The organism is Streptomyces tritici, assembly GCF_048500665.1.
Classification (GTDB): domain Bacteria; phylum Actinomycetota; class Actinomycetes; order Streptomycetales; family Streptomycetaceae; genus Streptomyces; species Streptomyces tritici.
The window spans coordinates 2,074,627-2,092,407 of record NZ_CP183183.1; the positions used below are offsets into that span (position 1 = coordinate 2,074,627).

General features: G+C 71.3%; 23 protein-coding genes. 10 read left to right on the forward strand and 13 right to left on the reverse strand.

Features of this window, described 5'->3' with window-relative positions; genetic code table 11:
• Window positions 1-99 precede the first annotated feature (99 nt).
• The gene (locus ACNJ93_RS09670) at window positions 100-447 is read left to right on the forward strand and encodes a hypothetical protein (protein ID WP_418956958.1); all 348 of its coding nucleotides are present in this window, start codon (window positions 100-102) and stop codon (window positions 445-447) included.
• Complete coding sequence (locus tag ACNJ93_RS09675; RefSeq protein WP_418956959.1) at window positions 444-704, forward strand: hypothetical protein; 261 nt, start codon at window positions 444-446, stop codon at window positions 702-704. Before ACNJ93_RS09670 ends, ACNJ93_RS09675 begins: the two co-directional genes overlap by 4 nt.
• Before the next feature lie 183 nt (window positions 705-887).
• Here ACNJ93_RS09675 and ACNJ93_RS09680 read toward each other — a convergent pair whose 3' ends face one another.
• From ACNJ93_RS09680 to ACNJ93_RS09690, 3 genes are all read right to left on the reverse strand, one after another.
• Window positions 888-1,238 carry a protease inhibitor I9 family protein gene (locus tag ACNJ93_RS09680; protein WP_418956960.1) on the reverse strand — a complete coding sequence of 117 codons (351 nt, stop codon included), beginning with the start codon at window positions 1,236-1,238 and terminating at the stop codon, window positions 888-890.
• Window positions 1,239-1,378: 140 nt separating this feature from the next.
• Complete coding sequence (locus ACNJ93_RS09685; protein ID WP_418956961.1) at window positions 1,379-1,594, reverse strand: hypothetical protein; 216 nt, start codon at window positions 1,592-1,594, stop codon at window positions 1,379-1,381.
• 2 nt (window positions 1,595-1,596) lie between these two features.
• The gene (locus tag ACNJ93_RS09690; protein ID WP_418956962.1) at window positions 1,597-1,827 is read right to left on the reverse strand and encodes a hypothetical protein; all 231 of its coding nucleotides are present in this window, start codon (window positions 1,825-1,827) and stop codon (window positions 1,597-1,599) included.
• Window positions 1,828-1,943: 116 nt separating this feature from the next.
• Between ACNJ93_RS09690 and ACNJ93_RS09695 the strand changes: the two genes are divergently transcribed.
• Window positions 1,944-2,777: a helix-turn-helix domain-containing protein gene (locus tag ACNJ93_RS09695; protein WP_418956963.1), complete on the forward strand. Its 834-nt coding sequence runs from the start codon at window positions 1,944-1,946 to the stop codon at window positions 2,775-2,777.
• On the forward strand, window positions 2,759-2,953 hold the full coding sequence (locus tag ACNJ93_RS09700) for a DUF397 domain-containing protein (RefSeq protein WP_418956964.1): 195 nt from the start codon (window positions 2,759-2,761) through the stop codon (window positions 2,951-2,953). Before ACNJ93_RS09695 ends, ACNJ93_RS09700 begins: the two co-directional genes overlap by 19 nt.
• On the opposite strand, the gene ACNJ93_RS09705 is transcribed toward ACNJ93_RS09700, so the two are convergent.
• Window positions 2,943-3,389, reverse strand: coding sequence for a hypothetical protein (locus ACNJ93_RS09705; protein ID WP_418956965.1), 447 nt, complete (start codon window positions 3,387-3,389; stop codon window positions 2,943-2,945). The two genes, ACNJ93_RS09700 and ACNJ93_RS09705, sit on opposite strands and share 11 nt — an antisense overlap.
• An 86-nt stretch (window positions 3,390-3,475) precedes the next feature.
• Here ACNJ93_RS09705 and ACNJ93_RS09710 point away from each other — a divergent pair, with 86 nt between their 5' ends.
• Window positions 3,476-4,324 (forward strand): hypothetical protein, encoded by an 849-nt coding sequence (locus ACNJ93_RS09710; protein ID WP_418956966.1) that lies wholly within the window; start codon window positions 3,476-3,478, stop codon window positions 4,322-4,324.
• A gap of 6 nt (window positions 4,325-4,330) precedes the next feature.
• On the opposite strand, the gene ACNJ93_RS09715 is transcribed toward ACNJ93_RS09710, so the two are convergent.
• Window positions 4,331-4,780, reverse strand: a complete 450-nt coding sequence (locus ACNJ93_RS09715) for a hypothetical protein (protein ID WP_418956967.1) — start codon at window positions 4,778-4,780, stop codon at window positions 4,331-4,333.
• Between the two features lie 86 nt (window positions 4,781-4,866).
• On the opposite strand from ACNJ93_RS09715, the gene ACNJ93_RS09720 reads away from it, so the two are divergent.
• The 3 genes from ACNJ93_RS09720 (at window position 4,867) to ACNJ93_RS09730 (ending at window position 7,824) form a co-directional block, all read left to right on the forward strand.
• Window positions 4,867-5,718 carry a DUF3592 domain-containing protein gene (locus ACNJ93_RS09720; RefSeq protein WP_418956968.1) on the forward strand — a complete coding sequence of 284 codons (852 nt, stop codon included), beginning with the start codon at window positions 4,867-4,869 and terminating at the stop codon, window positions 5,716-5,718.
• Window positions 5,719-5,803: 85 nt separating this feature from the next.
• Window positions 5,804-6,280, forward strand: coding sequence for a hypothetical protein (locus ACNJ93_RS09725; RefSeq protein WP_418956969.1), 477 nt, complete (start codon window positions 5,804-5,806; stop codon window positions 6,278-6,280).
• A gap of 164 nt (window positions 6,281-6,444) precedes the next feature.
• Complete coding sequence (locus ACNJ93_RS09730; protein WP_418956970.1) at window positions 6,445-7,824, forward strand: FAD-dependent oxidoreductase; 1,380 nt, start codon at window positions 6,445-6,447, stop codon at window positions 7,822-7,824.
• Window positions 7,825-7,897: 73 nt separating this feature from the next.
• Here the strand turns inward: ACNJ93_RS09730 and ACNJ93_RS09735 are convergent, their stop codons facing one another.
• Both ACNJ93_RS09735 and leuA read right to left on the reverse strand, forming a co-directional pair.
• Window positions 7,898-8,593, reverse strand: coding sequence for a TerB family tellurite resistance protein (locus tag ACNJ93_RS09735; RefSeq protein ID WP_418956971.1), 696 nt, complete (start codon window positions 8,591-8,593; stop codon window positions 7,898-7,900).
• Window positions 8,594-8,791: 198 nt separating this feature from the next.
• Complete coding sequence (gene leuA / locus ACNJ93_RS09740; RefSeq protein ID WP_418956972.1) at window positions 8,792-10,555, reverse strand: 2-isopropylmalate synthase; 1,764 nt, start codon at window positions 10,553-10,555, stop codon at window positions 8,792-8,794.
• Window positions 10,556-10,850: 295 nt separating this feature from the next.
• Between leuA and ACNJ93_RS09745 the strand changes: the two genes are divergently transcribed.
• A complete protein-coding gene (locus ACNJ93_RS09745; protein WP_418956973.1) occupies window positions 10,851-11,915 on the forward strand; it encodes a M4 family metallopeptidase in 1,065 nt (354 codons plus the stop codon).
• A gap of 3 nt (window positions 11,916-11,918) precedes the next feature.
• Window positions 11,919-12,188, forward strand: a complete 270-nt coding sequence (locus ACNJ93_RS09750; protein WP_418956974.1) for a protealysin inhibitor emfourin — start codon at window positions 11,919-11,921, stop codon at window positions 12,186-12,188.
• 10 nt (window positions 12,189-12,198) lie between these two features.
• On the opposite strand, the gene era is transcribed toward ACNJ93_RS09750, so the two are convergent.
• The 6 genes from era to ACNJ93_RS09780 all read right to left on the reverse strand — a co-directional run bounded on the left by era (window position 12,199) and on the right by ACNJ93_RS09780 (window position 17,762).
• Entirely contained in the window at window positions 12,199-13,140 is a 942-nt protein-coding gene (era, locus tag ACNJ93_RS09755; RefSeq protein ID WP_418956975.1) for a GTPase Era, read from the reverse strand.
• A gap of 38 nt (window positions 13,141-13,178) precedes the next feature.
• On the reverse strand, window positions 13,179-14,120 hold the full coding sequence (locus tag ACNJ93_RS09760) for a WxL protein peptidoglycan domain-containing protein (protein ID WP_418956976.1): 942 nt from the start codon (window positions 14,118-14,120) through the stop codon (window positions 13,179-13,181).
• A 59-nt stretch (window positions 14,121-14,179) separates the two neighbouring features.
• A complete protein-coding gene (locus tag ACNJ93_RS09765; protein ID WP_418956977.1) occupies window positions 14,180-15,517 on the reverse strand; it encodes a beta-xylosidase in 1,338 nt (445 codons plus the stop codon).
• A gap of 193 nt (window positions 15,518-15,710) precedes the next feature.
• Window positions 15,711-16,073 carry a cytidine deaminase gene (locus ACNJ93_RS09770; RefSeq protein WP_418956978.1) on the reverse strand — a complete coding sequence of 121 codons (363 nt, stop codon included), beginning with the start codon at window positions 16,071-16,073 and terminating at the stop codon, window positions 15,711-15,713.
• A gap of 40 nt (window positions 16,074-16,113) precedes the next feature.
• The gene (locus ACNJ93_RS09775; RefSeq protein ID WP_418956979.1) at window positions 16,114-16,467 is read right to left on the reverse strand and encodes an MmcQ/YjbR family DNA-binding protein; all 354 of its coding nucleotides are present in this window, start codon (window positions 16,465-16,467) and stop codon (window positions 16,114-16,116) included.
• Window positions 16,464-17,762, reverse strand: a complete 1,299-nt coding sequence (locus tag ACNJ93_RS09780) for a hemolysin family protein (protein ID WP_418956980.1) — start codon at window positions 17,760-17,762, stop codon at window positions 16,464-16,466. Before ACNJ93_RS09780 ends, ACNJ93_RS09775 begins: the two co-directional genes overlap by 4 nt.
• Between the last annotated feature and the right edge of the window lie 19 nt (window positions 17,763-17,781).

Sequence of the window (17,781 nt, forward strand, 5' to 3'; positions counted from 1 at the left end):
CGGTACGGCCGAGGGGTGGCCCGAGTCGCCCGGCTCGCCCGCCATGACGCGGGCCGAGCGATAGGGTGCGAACACCGACTCATCCGCACCGGAGGCCCTGTGAGTGCGCAGCCCGACGGCCCTTACGGTCCGTTGATCCCCATCCCGGAACTCACCCCCGACGCCCTGCGGGCTGCGGTGGCCCGCATCGCACCGAGTCGCATCCCCGCTCTCACGCAGCACCTTTTCGAGGCGACGACGAACGCGCAACAGACGCAGAGCCTCGCCCCGCTGCGCGCCTTCGTGCACTCGTGGGCCGTTTTCGTGGCGATCGAGCGGCTGCCGCAGCGGGCGGCGCGGCTGCGGGAGCTCGAACAGCTTGTAGCGGCCGGCGAGGTGGATCCCACGGAAGCGATCGACGAGATCCGCCGGATCCATGAGGCCGCGGAAGCAGAGGCCGGACTGTGACTGACTGGGCCTGGGACTACAACCCCAGCCAGGAGTACGTCATCGACGGCCTGCCCGTCGGTGTTGTGGCGGAAGTGGAGCGCCTGGCCACCGAGCTGCCAGCCCTGGGCGACGAGGCCACCCGAGTGGGCCGGCCGATCGACCGCGAGGGCGGCCTGCGCGAGTTCGACATCCTCGGCGGTCGCGGGTTCATCTGCTTTCTGGCCGTGCCGCGGCACACGTGCGTATACGTCTGCAACGTCACCTGGTACGGCTGACCGCCGCCCGCCGGACTCGGCCCGGCCCCTGACAACCGTCATCCCTGCCCCCGTGCGACCACGGTCGGACACACGGGGCCCCTGCCGTAGCCGCCCACGACGCTGATCGGGCACCGGTCGTCGTCCCGGTGCCGAGGATCCCCACGGGACGTCGCGGAGCCACTACCCTCCCCGCCCGTGTGGCTATGCCGGCAGCTCCTGCTGCGTGGCCCGCACCAGCTCGTCGGGAGCGACCGCCCGAACACCCTCGGTCGCGCGCAGGGCGGCCACCTCGGACTCCGGGATCTCGGCCGCGTACCCGACCAGCGCGTGCCGGTACCGGTGCCCGGCCCGCGCCCCGTGGTCCCGGCCGTGCTGCGCCACGACCGTGTCGAGCCGGCCGCGGGCCGACTCCTCCAGCACGACCACGTACCGGCCCATCGGCTCGGCCGCCGCCGGCACGCCCGTCATTCCCCCCGCCAGCAACGCCCCCGCCGCGGCGGACACCGCCGCCAGCCGGTACACGGGTCTCGCGACCCGCCCTCGTCCCGCCATCCCTGACACCTCGTTCCCTTCGTGGTCGACGACTGCGAACTGCGTCGCGGCGACCACGAAACCGGGGCGGCGGGAGGCGCGCAGCGCGGGCGTGGCGGATGGACCAACGGGCGCCCGGACGGCGGCTCACCCGACCGGACTCATGGCACCTCGCCCCGGCTCCGGGCGTTCACATGCGCGGTGGCGGCGCGCAGCCGCTCGGCGGCCGTCGCGACGCGTACGCCCTCGGGTTCCACGTCCCACTCCCGGCCGCCTCCCAGCGGCCGCAGCTGGAGGTACGGCCCCACATGCCCCATGACCGTCCCGACCCGACCCGTGCGGATCTCGACGACGTACGCCCCGATGGGCAGGCTCATCCTCACCGACCTCCTTCCTCCGGCAGCACGGCGGCCAGCCTCCGGGCGGTCTCCACCGTGCAGCGCCCCAATTCGACCAGCGACCCCGAGTAGGCGGCGGCGAGGAACAGGGCGTCCACCCCGAGCGAGGGCAGCACGATTCCGTTGCGTTCCAGTGCCGCGCGCAATTCCTCGATCACCTCCTTCGCCTCGTTGACGGCCTCCGACGATCGCTTCTTGCTGTGTTCCTGCACCGGGGGTCCCTTTCCGAATCCATTTCCCGCTTACCGCACCCAGGGTGGGGCCGGTTCCGTAGACTCGGGAGACTCGCGGTCGCTACAAGTAACGCGTAGGGCAGGGGAGTTAATCCATGGCCAAAGGCACACGTCAGGACGCCTGGGAGTTCTTCGGCGCGGAGCTGAAGCGGCGGCGTGAGGCCGCAGGGCTGACGCAAGACGAGCTCGGAAGACGGGTGTTCGTATCCGGCGGCTACATCGGCCAGTTCGAGCAGGCGATTCGGAAGCCGCAGTTGGATGTGGCGCAGAGGATCGACGAAGTCCTGCAAACCGACGGTTTTTTCGAGCGCACGTACCGAAAGCTGATCGACACGTCGCCCTACGCGGAATATTTCGCCGCCGCCGCGGAACTGGAGACGCTGGCGACGAAGATCTGCGACTTCGCGCCGGCGGTGGTGCCGGGCCTGCTGCAGACAGCGGCGTACACGCGGGCGGTCACGCTCGCGACGAACCCGTTCGCGACCGACGAGTACATCGAGGAGAAGGTTTCGAGCCGCCTGGAACGTCAGCACATCCTGAAGGACCCGGGACGGCCCGTCTACTGGGCGATCCTGCACGAGAACGTGCTGCGCATCCCGGTGGGCGGTGCGGCAGCGATGGCCGAGCAGTTGGAACGCATGGCGGCAGCCATGCGGCAGCGGACGGTGCTCGTGCAGGTGCTGCCGTACTCGGCCGGGGCGTACGCCGTCATGAACGGAACTCTGCGACTCATGGAGTTCGAGGACGCCCCGCCCACGGTCTATACAGAAGCCGTGTATTCGGGGAATCTGCTGGACGATCCGGCCATGGTGAAGCGTGCTCAGGCGGCATACGATCTGTTCAGGGCCGCCGCGCTGTCGCCGGAGGCGTCCCTGGCCCTGATCGAATCGGCGGCGGAGGACTACAGACGATGCGCGAGTACGACCTGAGCAACGCGCGCTGGCGCAAGAGCAGCTACAGCGACGGCAACGGCGGCGAGTGCGTCGAGGTCGCCACCGGCATCGGCCCCGTCGTCCCCGTCCGCGACTCCAAGGTCCCCGACGGCGACGTCCTGCTCGTCTCCCCCGCCGCCTGGGCGGCTTTCGTCGCGGGGGTCAGGGGCTGAGGACCAGCCCCGCGACCGCGAGCCCGCACGCGGTGAGCGACAGGAGGGCGAGCCGCTGGGCCGTCCTCACGTAGGACGCGCGGGTCCTGCGCTCCTTGCGGACGGTCTTCATCGTCCCGAGGTGCACGCGGCTGAGGAGCCGAGGGTGGTGGACGAGCGGGTACGTGTCGCCCAGGACATGGACCGGGGAGTTCCCGACGCCCGTCTGGTACTCCCCCTTGTCGCCGTTCGGGGCGCGGAACGTGTACCGGACCCGCAGCGTCGTCGTGCCGCGGAGCGGCTCCTTGTACGTCAGGTGCGCCTGAGTCTCGACGCCGATCTCGCACAGCTCCGTCATCGTCTTCAGGTTCTCCCGCTCGCCCTGCATCCACAGCAGCGAGAAGACGAAGAGGAGGACGGACAGCACGATGAAGACGACGAGCACGACGGTGACCATGCGCGGACCGTACGTCAACACACAGCCCGACCGGAACCCCCACACCCCCTTCACCGGCCAGGAGTCCGCCACTTACGATCACGCCCATGCCGACGACTTCGCCCATACCCGTCCTCCAGGGTGACCAGGGCACCGAACTCCGCTCCCGCGGCGACGAGCTGGTGCTGCGCCGCCCGAGCGAAGAGGTGCGCATCCCCCTCGCGGCGATCCAACGGGTCCACGCCAACGGGAGAGTCGTCGCGGTGGAGTTGACGGCCCCGGACGGGGTCGAGTCGACCCTGTACCGGATCGAGGGCGTGAGCCGCGCCGCCGCGAGCGCGTTCGCCGACACCGTGAACGTCACGCTGCCCGAGCGCGCCGAGGGCGAGGAGGAGGTCGACGGCTCGGCGCTCGTCACCGTCCGCGGCGTGGAGGACGCCGGCGCGGCCGAGGAGGAGGACGAGGAGGAAGTCCGCGACTCCCTGTGGAACGTCGGCAAGTGGACGGCCTACGGCGCGTGGGTCGCCCTCCTGGGCTTCTCCGTCGCCGTCGGGATCGCCGGGGAGCACCTGGGGCGCGCGGTCGCCGTGCTGCTGATGGGCAGCTGTGCCGTCGGGCTCGGTTTCGCGGTGCTCATGGCGCTGTTCGCCGCGTGGGACAACTGGTTCCTGCCGCGGTACGGCATCACCGTCGAGGCGACGGAGGTCTGGCTCGACGGCAGGGAGACGTACGTGTACACCGACCTCGACGGCAGGACCCACAAGTTCGGCGGCACGCCCGGGGAGGAGACGGTCCGGGTAGCGTACGGCCCGCGACGGCCGCGTATGGCGATCGCCTGCGGCCAGGGGTGGATCCGGCAGGTCAAGGACCTGACCGCCGTCGTGTTCCTCGCCGCCTTCGCGACGCCGTTCACCCTCGGGACGTACCACCTCGCCCTGCCCGCCTTCGGCGGCTGACGGCCGTCAGGGGCTGATGATCAGTCCCACCGTCGCCAGCGTGCCCGCCGCGAAGCCCAGGAGAGCCATCCGCTGCGCGTTGCGCACGTACTCCCGGCGGCGCTTGAGCTCCCTGCGGGTCGCCACCTTCGTCCCCAGGTGCACGTGCTTCGTGTTCCGGGGGAGGAAGACCAGCGGGTACTCCTGCCCGACCACGTGGGCGGGGCCCGCGTTCGCACCCTTGTTGTGCCGGCCCGAGCCCTCCGGTGACTGCCACTCGTAGGTGGCGCTCGCGTACCCATTGGTGCCGAACGGCACCAGGCTCACCAGCTCGGCCCGCACCTCGACGCCGGATTCGTACAGCTCCGTCATCTTCTTGAGCTCGGCCCCTTCGCCCTGCATCAGCATCAGGCCGAAGAGGAAGGCGCCCGCGGACGCGAGGAGGGCAAGGAGGAGCACTGTCATCACCAAGGTCACAGGCGGACGGTACGGCACCACAGGTCTCGTCCGAAACCCCCACACCCCCTTCACCAGCGGGGACTTCGCGACTTACGATCACGCGCATGTCGATCTCTTCGCCCGTCCCCGTCCTCCAGGGCGACAAGGGCACCGAACTCCGCTCCGACGGCGAGGAGCTGCTGCTGCGGCGTCCGGACGCCGAGCTGCGCATCCCGCTCGCCGCGATCGCCCGCGTCCGCGCCGAACGGCGGGACGTCGCGGTGGAGCTGACCGCTCCGGCGGGGGTCGAGCCGACGGTGTACCGCGTCACCGACGTCAGCGCGGCCGCCGCCGGCGTCTTCGCCGACGCGGTGAACGCCACCCTGCCCGAACGCGCCGCGGCCGAGGAGACGATCGACGGCTCCACGCTCGTCGTCACCCGGAGCCTGGTCATCGGAGACGACGAGGACGAGGTGGACGAGAACCAGGTACAGGTCGGGCTGCTGTCCTATGCCTCCTGGCTGAAGTACGCCGGCTGCGCCGTCGCCGCGGTCCTCGCCGTCGCCGTCGGGGTGCTCGACGGGGACTGGAGCCGGGCCGTCGCGACGCTGCTGCTGGGGGCGGCGGGCGCGTGGGTCACCTACGTCGCGGCGATGATGTGCGCGATGGTGTGGCGGGACTGGTACCTGCCCCGCTACGGCATCACCGTGGACGGACAGCAGGTCTTCCGGGAGGACGACGGCGACACCGTCCAGGCGTTCACGGCCACCGACGGGGTGACCCGCCACATCCACGGCCACAACAAGGGGAAGACCGTCCGGATCGCCTACCACCCGAAGAACCCCGCGAACGCCCTCGCCTGCACGTCGACGGGCGACAAGGTGCTCATGCTGGTCGTGACCCTCGTCGTCACCGCCGCCGCCGGGTTCATGGACTACGGGACGTACCTCCTCGTCCTCCCGGCCTTCACCGGCTGACCCTCGGACCTGCGAGGTACTGCGCTCCTCCGTCCGGCCCGAAGGTGGTTCCCGCCAGACGGTTTCGACGACAGGAGACGAACCCATGGTCAAGACGAAGACCCTCGCCGCGTCGGGTGCGGCCCTCGCCCTCGCGGCCACCCTGCTCGCCGGCGCGAGCGGCCCGGCCGGTGCCGCGCCGCGCGGGGAGGTCGGCGCGGCGGTCGTCTGCGGCGACCTCGCGTACCTGAGCGACCCGGCCAACGCCACCGGCCAGACCACGGTCGCCCAGGCCACCGGCGACACCGGCACCGCGCAGATCCGGGCCGGCTGGTACAACGGCAAGCGCTACGGCTGGGCCAAGGCTTCCTCGTACGCGTACAACAGCCTCCACGTCATGTTCGAGGTGGACGTCAACGGCGACCGCAAGGCCGACTGCCGCTACTGGAAGGCCGTGACCGACCGGATCTACACCGCCGGCAAGGCCACCCACTCGTCCAGCGCGGTCGCCTTCCGCGCCTGCCTGCTGTTCGACCCGGCCCACAGCTGCAACGCCGCCGCCACCAAGACCGGCTGGTGGTAGGCCGGTAGGCGGCCCGCACAAGCCAAGGCATGCCTATGGACCCCATAAGTCGCGCTTATGGGGTCATAGACCGGGGGCGGGTAGCACTCCGCCGCATGGAGTAATTAGGGTGACCTAAGTGTCGGTGATCTCTCCGACACGTCGTTTTGCGAAGGGAACCTGACATGCCCCGCCCCCTCCGGGTCGCGATCGTCGGCGCCGGCCCCGCCGGAATCTACGCCGCCGATGCGCTGCTGAAGTCCGAGGCCGCCACCGAGCCGGGCGTGTCGATCGACATCTTCGAGCGGATGCCGGCCCCCTTCGGTCTGATCCGGTACGGCGTCGCCCCCGACCACCCGCGCATCAAGGGCATCATCACCGCCCTGCACCAGGTGCTCGACAAGCCGCAGGTGCGGCTCTTCGGCAACGTCGACTACGGCAAGGACCTGCAGCTCGACGACCTGCGCACGTTCTACGACGCCGTGATCTTCTCCACCGGCGCGATGTTCGACCGCGAGCTGCGGATCCCGGGCGTGGAGCTCGACGGCTCGTACGGCGCGGCCGACTTCGCGTCCTGGTACGACGGCCACCCGGACGTGCCGCGCACCTGGCCGCTGGAGGCCGAGAAGGTCGCCGTCCTCGGCGTCGGCAACGTGGCCCTGGACATCTCCCGGATCCTCGCCAAGACCGCGGACGAGCTGCTCCCGACGGAGATCCCGCCGAACGTCTACGAGGGCCTGAAGGCCAACAAGGCCGTCGAGATCCACGTGTTCGGCCGCCGCGGCCCGGCGCAGGCGAAGTTCTCGCCGATGGAGCTGCGCGAGCTCGACCACTCCCCCAACATCGAGGTCATCGTCAACCCCGAGGACATCGACTACGACGAGGGCTCGATCGCCGAGCGGCGCAAGAACAAGCAGACCGACATGGTCGCCAAGACCCTGGAGAACTGGGCGATCCGCGACACCGGCGACCGCCCGCACAAGCTGTTCCTGCACTTCTTCGAGTCCCCGGTGGAGATCCTCGGCGAGGACGGCAAGGTCGTCGGCCTGCGCACCGAGCGCACCGAGCTCGACGGCACCGGCAACGTCAAGGGCACCGGCCGGACCACGGACTGGGACGTCCAGGCCGTGTACCGCGCCGTCGGCTACCTCTCCGACGAGCTGCCCAAGCTCCCCTGGGACACCGCCAGCGGCACCGTCCCGGACGAGGGCGGCCGGGTCATGCTGGAGAACGGCGAGCACATGGCGTCCACGTACGTCACGGGCTGGATCCGCCGCGGCCCGGTCGGCCTGATCGGCCACACCAAGGGCGACGCCAACGAGACCGTGGCCAACCTGCTGGACGACCACGCCCACGGCCGGCTGCTCGCGCCCGCCTCGCCGGAGGAGGACGCGGTCCCCGCGTTCCTGGCCGGCAAGGGCCTCACGTACACCACGTGGGAGGGCTGGTACGCGCTGGACGCCGCCGAGAAGGCGCTGGGCGAGCCGGAGGGCCGCGAGCGCGTGAAGATCGTGGAGCGCGAGGACATGCTCCGCGCCAGCAACGCGGTCACGCCGCAGCAGTAGCACGCACCGGACGGGCCGGGGCCGCCGTGGAGACACGGCCGCCCCGGCCCGTCCGCGTTCCCGGGCCGTCCGCCTACAGCGGCGTCCGGGCCTCCGCCATCAGCCGGGCCACGTCGTCCGCGTCCAGCGACAGCGCGCCGCCGACCGTGGTCAGCACGTCCCGCTCGGACGGGGTGTACGGACCGTCCGCGAGCGCGATCCGCGCACCCTGCAGCAGGATCGACTCCCGCCCGGCCGGAGCCAGATGCGGAGAGAGCGGCTCCAGGGCCTCGTGCAGTTCGATGGCGAGTGCGGCCCCGCAGGGCCCCGACTCGACCGGCAGGAACCGCCCGGTGTCCGCGGCCAGCGCCTCCACGAGGTCGGTCAGCTGGACGCCCGTACAGCCGTCGAAGCCCGCCGCCCGCACCGTCGAGACGGCCGTGTCCACGGCCGTGCGCGAGGAGGTGCCGCCGGCCGCGAGGACCGCGAGCGCGACCGTGTGCACCGCGTCCCGCAGCATCGCGGCGAAGCGGGAGGTCGTCGGGTGGTCGAGGACGTCCGTGCCGAAGTGCCGCTGACAGGCGGCGCATTCGACGACCGGCCCGGCGAAGCCGCGGGGCAGCACCGGCACGCCCAGGACCGCGAAGCGCCGACGGCCCGTCCGGCGGCGGTAGTTGCGGTCGCCGCCGCATTCGGGGCAGAAGAACTCGCCGTCTCCCACCGTGTTCCACGAGGTACGAATGCCGCAGACGCGCACTTTTCGCCCCTGACCACCTCGAAGTGAGCGCACGCCGCACCTCCGTCGTGTTTCAGCAACATTGCTGCGTGGGCGTGATGTTAGCCACATCCGTGATACGACGTCAGCACCTCGTCATCAGTTCGCCACGTAGATGGCCGAGACCCGCCATGGGAAGAACGGCAGGGAAACGGAATGCCCCGGGTCCCTCGTACGAAGGACCCGGGGCGCCCCACGAGGGGGAGGCGGAGGTCAGCGCGCGGAGCGGTTGACCGCCGAGACCACGGCCTTCAGCGAGGCACGCGTGGTGTTGGCGTCGATGCCGATGCCCCACAGAACCTTGCCGTCGATGGCGCACTCGATGTACGAGGCGGCCTGCGCGGAGGCGCCCTCGCTCATCGTGTGCTCCTGGTAGTCCAGCAGTCGGGCGTCCACGCCGATGTTCTGCAGCGCGGCGAAGAAGGCCGAGATCGGACCGTTTCCGGAACCGGTCAGCACCGTCTCGACGCCGTCCACGACGGCCTCCACCTTCAGGGTGTCGGTGCCGTCGGTGTCCGAGGTCGACTGGCCGGAGCGCAGCTGGATCCGGCCCCACGGGTTGTCCGGGTTGGGCAGGTACTCGTCCTGGAAGACCGTCCAGATCTCCTTCGGCGTGACCTCGCCGCCCTCGGCGTCCGTCTTGGCCTGGATGATCCTCGAGAACTCGATCTGCATCCGGCGCGGCAGGTCCAGCTTGTGGTCGTTCTTCAGGACGTACGCGATACCGCCCTTGCCGGACTGCGAGTTGACCCGGATGACCGCCTCGTACGAGCGGCCCACGTCCTTCGGGTCGATCGGCAGGTACGGCACCGCCCACTCGATGTCGTCGACCGTGACGCCCTTCGCGGCCGCGTCGGCCTCCATGGCGTCGAAGCCCTTCTTGATGGCGTCCTGGTGGGAGCCGGAGAAGGCGGTGTAGACCAGGTCGCCCGCGTAGGGGTGGCGCGGGTGGACCTCCATCTGGTTGCAGTACTCGCTGGTCCGGCGGATCTCGTCGATCTGCGAGAAGTCGATCTGCGGGTCGACGCCCTGGCTGAACAGGTTCATGCCCAGGGTCACCAGGTCGACGTTGCCGGTGCGCTCGCCCTGGCCGAACAGGCAGCCCTCGATGCGGTCCGCGCCGGCCATGATCGCCAGCTCGGCGGCGGCGACGGCGGTGCCGCGGTCGTTGTGCGGGTGGACCGACAGGCAGACGTGCTCGCGGCGGGTCAGGTTGCGGGACATCCACTCGAAGCGGTCCGCGTGCGTGGACGGCGTCGAACGCTCCACGGTGGCCGGCAGGTTCAGGATGATCTCGCGGCCCGGGCCGGGCTGCCAGACGTCGCAGACCGCCTCGCAGACCTCCAGCGCGAAGTCCAGCTCGGTGTCGGTGAAGATCTCCGGGCTGTACTGGTAGCCGAAGACCGTCTCCGGGCCCAGCAGCTTCTCGGCGTACTCCATCACCAGGCGGGTGCCGTCGACGGCGATCTGCTTGATGTCGTCCTTGGAGCCGCGGAACACCACCCGGCGGAAGGTCGGCGCGGTGGCGTTGTACAGGTGGACGGTGGCGCGCTTCGCGCCGACCAGGGACTCCACGGTCCGCTCGATCAGGTCCTCGCGGGCCTGGGTCAGTACGGAGATGGTGACGTCGTCCGGGATCGCGCCCTCTTCGATGATGGAGCGCACGAACGCGAAGTCGGTCTCGCCGGAGGACGGGAAGCCGACCTCGATCTCCTTGTAGCCCATGCGCACCAGCAGGTCGAACATCTCCCGCTTGCGGGCCGGGCTCATCGGGTCGATCAGCGCCTGGTTGCCGTCGCGCAGGTCGGTCGACAGCCAGCGGGGGGCCTTCGTGATGCGCTTCTCCGGCCAGGTGCGGTCGGGGATGTCGACGGCCTCGTACTGCCCGTACTTGTGCACGGGCATCCCGGACGGCTTCTGGAAGTGCGTCGCGTTGGTGATGGGCGTCGGCCGGCTGACGAACGGAGACTGGGACATGGCGTAGGGCTCCTCGGAAGGTCCTGCGGGAAGGACGGCCGACTGTCAACGCAACGCCAAGTCCCGCGGGGAGGGGGTCGGCCTACGACTACAGACCCTCGCCGCGGCAACTAAGAAGAAGCAGCCCGAAACGCATGATGGTGTGAACCATAGCCCAGGCCCGGCGGAGGCGGACGTCCCGTTTCAGTATGCGGGACGCTGTCGGAGTCAAGGCGGAAATGTGGCTCATCACTCCATTTCGGCAATCCTGGTCGCATGTAGTGACAGTGGAGTGACACAGTGCCACTCTCGCGGCATGGATTCCCTTCACCCTGTGCACCCCGTGTTCTGCACGATCGTGCCGCCGCATCTGCTCGACCGGCTCGCCCGGGCCGAGAACCCGGTGGTCTCGGCGGCCGCGCGCCGCACCCTCGTCGCCGACGCCTCGCTGCGCCAGGCCCGTGGTCTGCTCACCGCCCTGGGCGCTCCGTCCGCGGCCGCCGGAGCGGAGGCCGGCGTCCCGAACCGCAGCGTCCACGACGCGGAGAACGGCACCGACCTGCCGGGCCGACTGGTCCGCGGCGAGGGCGCCGACCCCACGCAGGACGCCACCGTCAACCGCGCGTACAGCGGGCTCGGCGCGACCTTCGAGCTGTTCCGCGCCGCGTACGGGCGGGACTCGATCGACGGCTCCGGGCTGCCGCTGGTCGCGACGGTCCACTACGACCGGGACTACGGCAACGCGTTCTGGGACGGACAGCAGATGGTGTTCGGCGACGGGGACGGCGAGATCTTCCTCGACTTCACCCTGCCGGTCGACGTCATCGGCCACGAGCTGGCCCACGGCTTCACCCAGTACACCGCCAACCTCACGTACTACGGCCAGCCGGGCGCGCTCAACGAGTCGGTCTCCGACGTCTTCGGCTCGCTGGTCAAGCAGTACGCGCTCGGCCAGACCGCCGACCAGGCCGACTGGCTGATCGGCGCGGGCCTGCTGCACGAGAACGTGCAGGGCGTGGCGCTGCGCTCCATGAAGGCCCCGGGCACCGCGTACGACGACGACGTCCTCGGCAAGGACCCGCAGCCGGCGAGGATGGACGACTACGTGAACACCGGCCGGGACAACGGCGGGGTGCACATCAACTCCGGCATCCCCAACCACGCCTTCTACCTGCTGGCCACCGCGCTCGGCGGCAACGCCTGGGAGCGGGCCGGGCAGATCTGGTACGACGTGATGACGAGCGGCGTGCTGGAGCCGGACGCGAAGTTCAAGGACTTCGCGAAGGCCACGGTGCGGGCGGCCGCCGACCGCTACGGCCAGGGCGACGAGCACGAGGCCGTGGTGAAGGCGTGGTCCCAGGTGGGCGTGGGTACCCAGTAACGCATGCGCATCCAGGTACGCCGCACGGGCGGGTTCGCGGGGATCGAGCGGTACGCCGAGCTCGACACCGCGGACCGGCCCGACGCCACGCACGTCGAGGCCCTGGCCCACCGGGCCCTCGCCCCGCACCCCGAGGCGAACCCGCGCCGCGTGGTCCCGGACGGCTTCTCCTACGAGATCACCGTCGACGGCCGCTCGGTGAGCCTCCAGGACCCGCACCTCACGGACGAGCAGCGGGAGCTGATCCACCTGGTCCTGAAGGAAGGCGCCTGAGGGAGCCGGGTCAGAAGCCGAGCTTGCGGAGCTGCTTGGGGTCCCGCTGCCAGTCCTTCGCGACCTTCACGTGCAGGTCGAGGAAGACCGGGGTCCCGAGCAGCGCCTCGATGTGCTTGCGGGACTTCATCCCGACCTCCTTCAGGCGGCTGCCCTTCGGGCCGATGATGATCCCCTTCTGGCTGGGGCGCTCGATGTAGACGTTGGCGTGGATGTCGAGCAGCGGCCGGTCCGCCGGGCGGCCCTCGCGCGGGATCATCTCCTCGACGACCACCGCGATCGAGTGCGGCAGCTCGTCGCGTACGCCCTCCAGCGCGGCCTCGCGGATCAGCTCCGCGACCATGACCTGCTCGGGCTCGTCGGTGAGGTCCCCCTCCGGGTACAGCGGCGGCGACTCCGGCAGCAGCGGGATCAGCAGGTCGGCGACGAGCCGCACCTGCTTGTCGCCGACCGCCGAGACGGGCACGATCTCCGCCCACTCGATGCCCAGCTCCCTGCCGAGCTGGTCGATCGCGATCAGCTGCTCGGCGAGGGTCTTGGAGTCGACCAGGTCCGTCTTGGTGACGATGGCGACCTTCGGGGTCTTCTTGATCTCGGCGAGCTCCTTGGCGATGAAGCGGTCGCCGGGGCCGAGCTTCTGGTCCGCGGGCAGGCAGAAACCGATGACGTCGACCTCGGCCCACGTCGTGCGCACGACGTCGTTGAGCCGCTCGCCGAGCAGGGTGCGCGGCTTGTGGAGGCCGGGGGTGTCGACCAGGATCAGCTGGGCGTCGGGGCGGTGCACGATGCCGCGCACGGTGTGCCGGGTGGTCTGCGGCCGGTTGGAGGTGATCGCCACCTTCTGGCCGACCAGAGCGTTCGTGAGGGTGGACTTGCCCGCGTTGGGGCGGCCGACGAAGCAGGCGAAGCCGGCCCGGTGGACGGCTTCGGTTTCTGGGGTGCGAGCGCTCATGGGGGCCATTCTCCCCGATGCGGGGGACAGGGACGTACTCAGTGCCCCGCGGCGGCCCGGCGACGGCGCAGCAGCAGCCCTCCCGCGGCGCCCGCGCCGAGGACGAGGAGCGCGAAGCCGGCCGCCCAGGGCAGGGCCACGAAGGAGGCGTGCGCGGACTCCCGTACGTCCTTGGCGGTCGCGGTGAGCGTCACCCGGCCCCGGTCGAACTGGGGCGCGTCGGCCCAGCGCTCGGTGAGTCTGATCTTCTGCCGGGGCAGCAGCTCGGAGGGGATCCCCGCGAGGTCCCGGGCGAGCAGGGTCCGGCCGAAGAGGCCCTCGGCGCGCAGGGCGACCCGCGGGTGGAGAGTGACGTTGCCGCGGTTGTGCAGGGTGTACGAGACGAGGGCGGTGCTCGCGCGGGTGCCGGGGACGAGCGGCCGGTCCTGGTCGACGGTGACGTCCTCGACGCCGAGGGCGGGCACGGTCGGCCCGCCGACGCGCAGGTACACGCGGGCGCCGACGGCGCGCTGCACGCCGACCGCGACGGAGCCGCCGCCGGAGGCGATCCGCTCGTCGAGGGCGACGACGGCTCCGGGGTGGTCGCCGGGCTCGGCGCCGGCCGGGACGGCGAGGGTGAAGGGCACGGTGACCCGGCTCCTGGCGGGGACGGTGACGCGGTCGCGGGCGAGCGTGATCCAGGCCCCGGCGCCGGTCTGCTTCTCGTCGCGGGTGCGGACGGCGAAGCCGCCGTCGCGGGCGGTGTTGTAGGCGTCGGCGCCGTAGAGGCGGAAGGTCAGCGGGGCGGCGGTCTTGTTGCTGACGGTGACGCGGTCGGTCACCGTGCCGCCGGGGTCGGCGGACAGGTAGAAGTACGGCCGGCTGCCGAGCCGGGAGGCGGCGGGGAACACGGCCCATTCGCCGTTCTCCGCGGCGTGCGACGGGGGCGCGCCGACGAGGACGAGGAGGGTGCCGAGGAGGATCGCGTACAGCGTGCGCACGGTGCGGGACTCCCGGGGTCGGGGCGGGCCGACCGGGTGCGCGCCCGGCCCGCCGGCGGTCAGGTGAGGGTCAGGGTGAGCAGGCCGGTGTACGCGCCGGGGGCCGTGAAGGCCGGGACGTCCAGGGAGAGTCCGGCGTCGACGGTGAACTCGCCGCCGGTGACCGTCGCGTTCGGCGTGGAGGCGAGGGTCGCGCCGCCGCTGCCCACCGGTCCGGTCGAGCCGGGGACGCAGGTGCTGGGGCTGCCGGCCTTGGTGGTGCAGGCCGGGGTCCAGCTCAGCCTGCCGGCGCCGATGGCGCCGCCCGGTCCGGTGAAGTCGGTGACCTTGCCGGTCAGGGACCAGCCCGCGGGGCCGCCGCGGAAGTCCTTGACGGTGACGGTCCTCAGGTCGCCGGTGGCCGCGCCGCCCCGGCCGAAGTCCACCGCGGACAGCTCGACGGTGTCGCCGGCCTGGGTCATGGACAGCTCGCCGGCGGTGACCGCCGCGTGGATCTTCTGGCTGTTCGGCGGCGGCGGGGTGTCGTCGATCACGGTGTACGTGACGGGTCCGGCGCCCTTCTCGGGGTCCCAGGCCGCGCCCTCGTACGCCACGATCCCGCTGGTCGCCCTGTCGTTCACGGCGAGGCGGGCGGTGAAACCGCCCTCGGCGTCCGTGGTGACCGTCATCCGGTCGGCGGTCTCGGCGGCCCCGGCCCGGCCGACGACGGTCACCTCGGCGAGCGGGGTGAACCTGGCGCCGGTGACCGTGACGCGGGCGCCGGGCGCGCCGGAGGCGGTGCCGAGCTGCAGCGAGCGCTCGTTGGCCCCGGGATCGGCGCTCGCGACGATGGTCTCGGAGACCGGCGCGGGCGGGTTCGTGACCGTGCAGGGGGTGTCCAGCTCCATCAGGTAGCTGGTGTGGATGTTGTAGTCGCCGGGCGACAGGGTGATCGAGCCGGGCTGGGTGACCGTGAACGTGCCGGTCATGGAGAACGGCGGGAAGGCGCCCTTGCCGGGGACCGGGTCGTTCTTCTTGGGCCCGGCGACCGTGACCGCGCCGGACTGGGCGCCGCCGAGGACGACCTTGCCGGTCGGGGTCATGATGTCGGCGGGCAGGGCCAGGTCGACGGGGTTGGACGCGGCGGGCTTGGTCACCTTGTAGGTGACGGTGACGGTGTCGCCGACCTTGGGCGTCGGGTTGTCGACGGTGATCTCGGCGGTGGTGGTGCCGTCGATGGGCGGGATGCCGGCGATCGGCGGCGGCACGCAGTGCGTCGGGAAGTCGACGGGCGCCGAGGCGAGCGCCGCCGCGCCGGCGGGCGCGGCGAGGGTGCCGCCGCCGGCGAGCACGAGAGCGGTGACGCCGAGGGCGGCGGTCCACCGCCGTCTTCGGGTCCTGGTCCGGAGCAGTGCCATGGGTGCCCTCCTGGTGGGGATGAGAGGGCGCCATTGACGGACGGGCCGCGGGAGAAGTCAATGGAATCGAAATCCACCGACTGATGACCCATCAGATACTGTCAAGATCGGACAGCAAGATCGATGTTTCCGCAGGTCGGAGGGCATGAAAGCGGGGCCCGGCATTCCGCCGGGCCCCGTTCGAGTCGACGGGTCAGCCCGCGGTGACCGCGGCCCGCAGCACGCCGTCCGGGCCGGCCAGCAGCACCGGGGTCCCGGGGCCGCCCAGGTCGCGCACGGCGGCGCGGTCCTCGTCCGAGGCGGCCTCGGCGTCCGAGACGACGGCCGCGGCCTCGAGCGACTGCGCGCCGCTGGCCACGGCCATGGCGACCGCGGTCTGCAGCGCGCTCAGCTTGAGCGACTCCAGGGCGACGGTGCCGGCGACGTACGTACGGCCGGTCTCGTCGCGGACCGCCGCGCCCTCCGGCACCCCGTTGCGGGCGCGGGCGCTGCGCGCCAGCGTGATGATCTTGAGGTCCTCGGCGCCGAGATCGCCGTGCTCGCGGTTGAGTGTCATGATCCGAGCATAGGCGGAGGCCGGTTCCGGACCGCAGGCGCTACGGGCGGTCGAGCTTGAGCCGCTCCGCCCGGGGCAGGCCCGCCACGACGAGGTCGTACGAGTCCTCGATCAGCTCCCGGACCATCCGTTCCGGCAGCTCGCCGACGGTCACCGTGTTCCAGTGCCGCTTGTTCATGTGGTAGCCGGGCGCGACCGCCGGGTACTCCTCGCGCAGCCGTACCGCGTCGTCGGGGTCGCACTTGAGATTGACCCGCAGCGGCTTCGCGTCCAGCCAGCTGAGGGCGAACATCTTGCCCCGCACCTTGAAGACGGAGACCTCCGGGCCGAACGGGAACTCCTCCGTCGCCGCGTCGAAGTCCAGGCAGAAGGCCCGCAGCCGCTCCGGCGTCATCCCGTCTCCCCCTCCGGCGCCGCGACCGGCTCCACCAGCACCGTGACGATCTTGTTGCGGCGACCGGCCGGCGATTCGGCGGTCAGCCGCAGCGAGCGCCCGTCGGGCAGCTCGACGCCCGCAGAGGCGCCCGCGATCGGGACCCGGCCGAGCGCCTTGGCGAGCAGGCCGCCGACCGTCTCGACGTCCTCGTCGTCGTACTCGTCCGCGCCGAAGCCGTACAGCTCGCCGAGGTCGCCGATGTCGAGCCGGGCGGTGACCCGGTAGCGGTCGTCGCCGAGCTCCTGGACCGGCGGCAGCTCGCGGTCGTACTCGTCGGTGATCTCGCCGACGATCTCCTCGAGGATGTCCTCGATGGTGACGATGCCCGCCGTGCCGCCGTACTCGTCGATCACCACGGCCACGTGCGTGCGCTGCTGCTGCATCTCGCGCAGCAGGTCGCCGGCGTTCTTCGTGTCCGGCACGAAGGCCGCCGAGCGCATCGCCGTCGAGACGAGGTCCGCCTCGGCCTCGCGGTTGATGTGCGTCTTGCGGACCAGGTCCTTCAGGTACACGATGCCGACGATGTCGTCCTCGTTCTCCCCGGTGACCGGGATGCGCGAGAAGCCGGAGCGCAGCGCCAGGGTCAGCGCCTGCCGGATGGTCTTGTACCGCTCGATGCATACCAGGTCCGTGCGCGGCACCATCACCTCGCGCACCAGCGTGTCGCCGAGCTCGAAGACCGAGTGCACCATGCGGCGCTCCTCGTCCTCGATCAGCTGCTCCTGCTCGGCCAGGTCGACCATGGCCCGCAGTTCGGCCTCGGAGGCGAAGGGGCCCTTGCGGAAGCCCTTGCCGGGGGTGAGCGCGTTGCCGATGAGGATCAGCAGCTGCGGGATCGGGCCCATCACCCGGGCCAGCGGCAGCAGCACGTACGCGGCCGCCGTCGCCGTGTTCAGCGGGTGCTGGCGGCCGATGGTGCGCGGCGAGACGCCGACGGCGACGTACGAGACGAGCACCATCACGGCGATCGCGACGAGCAGCGCCTGCCAGGTCTCCTCGAAGGCCTCCAGGCAGGCGTACGTGACGAGGACCCCGGCCGCCATCTCGCAGGCGACGCGGACGAGCAGCGCCATGTTGAGGTAGCGGGTCGGGTCGGAGGCGACCTGGACCAGCTTGTCCGCACCGCGCCGCCCGGACCGTACGGCCTCGGCGGCGCGGAAGCTGGAGACGCGGGCGAGACCGGCCTCGGCGCAGGCCGCCAGCCAGGCCACCACGACCAGGGCGACCGCGCCGAAGATCAGTGAAGCGTCCATCGGATGCCCGGGGCCGGGG

Coding starts and splice junctions, on each gene's coding strand:
- ACNJ93_RS09780 (WP_418956980.1), bottom strand. CDS start 17,762: ATGGACGCTTCACTGATCTTCGGCGCGGTCGCCCTGGTCGTGGTGGCC.
- ACNJ93_RS09745 (WP_418956973.1), top strand. CDS start 10,851: ATGGATTCCCTTCACCCTGTGCACCCCGTGTTCTGCACGATCGTGCCG.
- ACNJ93_RS09725 (WP_418956969.1), top strand. CDS start 5,804: ATGGTCAAGACGAAGACCCTCGCCGCGTCGGGTGCGGCCCTCGCCCTC.
- ACNJ93_RS09775 (WP_418956979.1), bottom strand. CDS start 16,467: ATGACGCCGGAGCGGCTGCGGGCCTTCTGCCTGGACTTCGACGCGGCG.
- era (WP_418956975.1), bottom strand. CDS start 13,140: ATGAGCGCTCGCACCCCAGAAACCGAAGCCGTCCACCGGGCCGGCTTC.
- ACNJ93_RS09685 (WP_418956961.1), bottom strand. CDS start 1,594: ATGAGCCTGCCCATCGGGGCGTACGTCGTCGAGATCCGCACGGGTCGG.
- ACNJ93_RS09710 (WP_418956966.1), top strand. CDS start 3,476: ATGCCGACGACTTCGCCCATACCCGTCCTCCAGGGTGACCAGGGCACC.
- leuA (WP_418956972.1), bottom strand. CDS start 10,555: ATGTCCCAGTCTCCGTTCGTCAGCCGGCCGACGCCCATCACCAACGCG.
- ACNJ93_RS09750 (WP_418956974.1), top strand. CDS start 11,919: ATGCGCATCCAGGTACGCCGCACGGGCGGGTTCGCGGGGATCGAGCGG.
- ACNJ93_RS09720 (WP_418956968.1), top strand. CDS start 4,867: ATGTCGATCTCTTCGCCCGTCCCCGTCCTCCAGGGCGACAAGGGCACC.
- ACNJ93_RS09770 (WP_418956978.1), bottom strand. CDS start 16,073: ATGACACTCAACCGCGAGCACGGCGATCTCGGCGCCGAGGACCTCAAG.
- ACNJ93_RS09695 (WP_418956963.1), top strand. CDS start 1,944: ATGGCCAAAGGCACACGTCAGGACGCCTGGGAGTTCTTCGGCGCGGAG.
- ACNJ93_RS09730 (WP_418956970.1), top strand. CDS start 6,445: ATGCCCCGCCCCCTCCGGGTCGCGATCGTCGGCGCCGGCCCCGCCGGA.
- ACNJ93_RS09705 (WP_418956965.1), bottom strand. CDS start 3,389: ATGGTCACCGTCGTGCTCGTCGTCTTCATCGTGCTGTCCGTCCTCCTC.
- ACNJ93_RS09765 (WP_418956977.1), bottom strand. CDS start 15,517: ATGGCACTGCTCCGGACCAGGACCCGAAGACGGCGGTGGACCGCCGCC.
- ACNJ93_RS09700 (WP_418956964.1), top strand. CDS start 2,759: ATGCGCGAGTACGACCTGAGCAACGCGCGCTGGCGCAAGAGCAGCTAC.
- ACNJ93_RS09680 (WP_418956960.1), bottom strand. CDS start 1,238: ATGGCGGGACGAGGGCGGGTCGCGAGACCCGTGTACCGGCTGGCGGCG.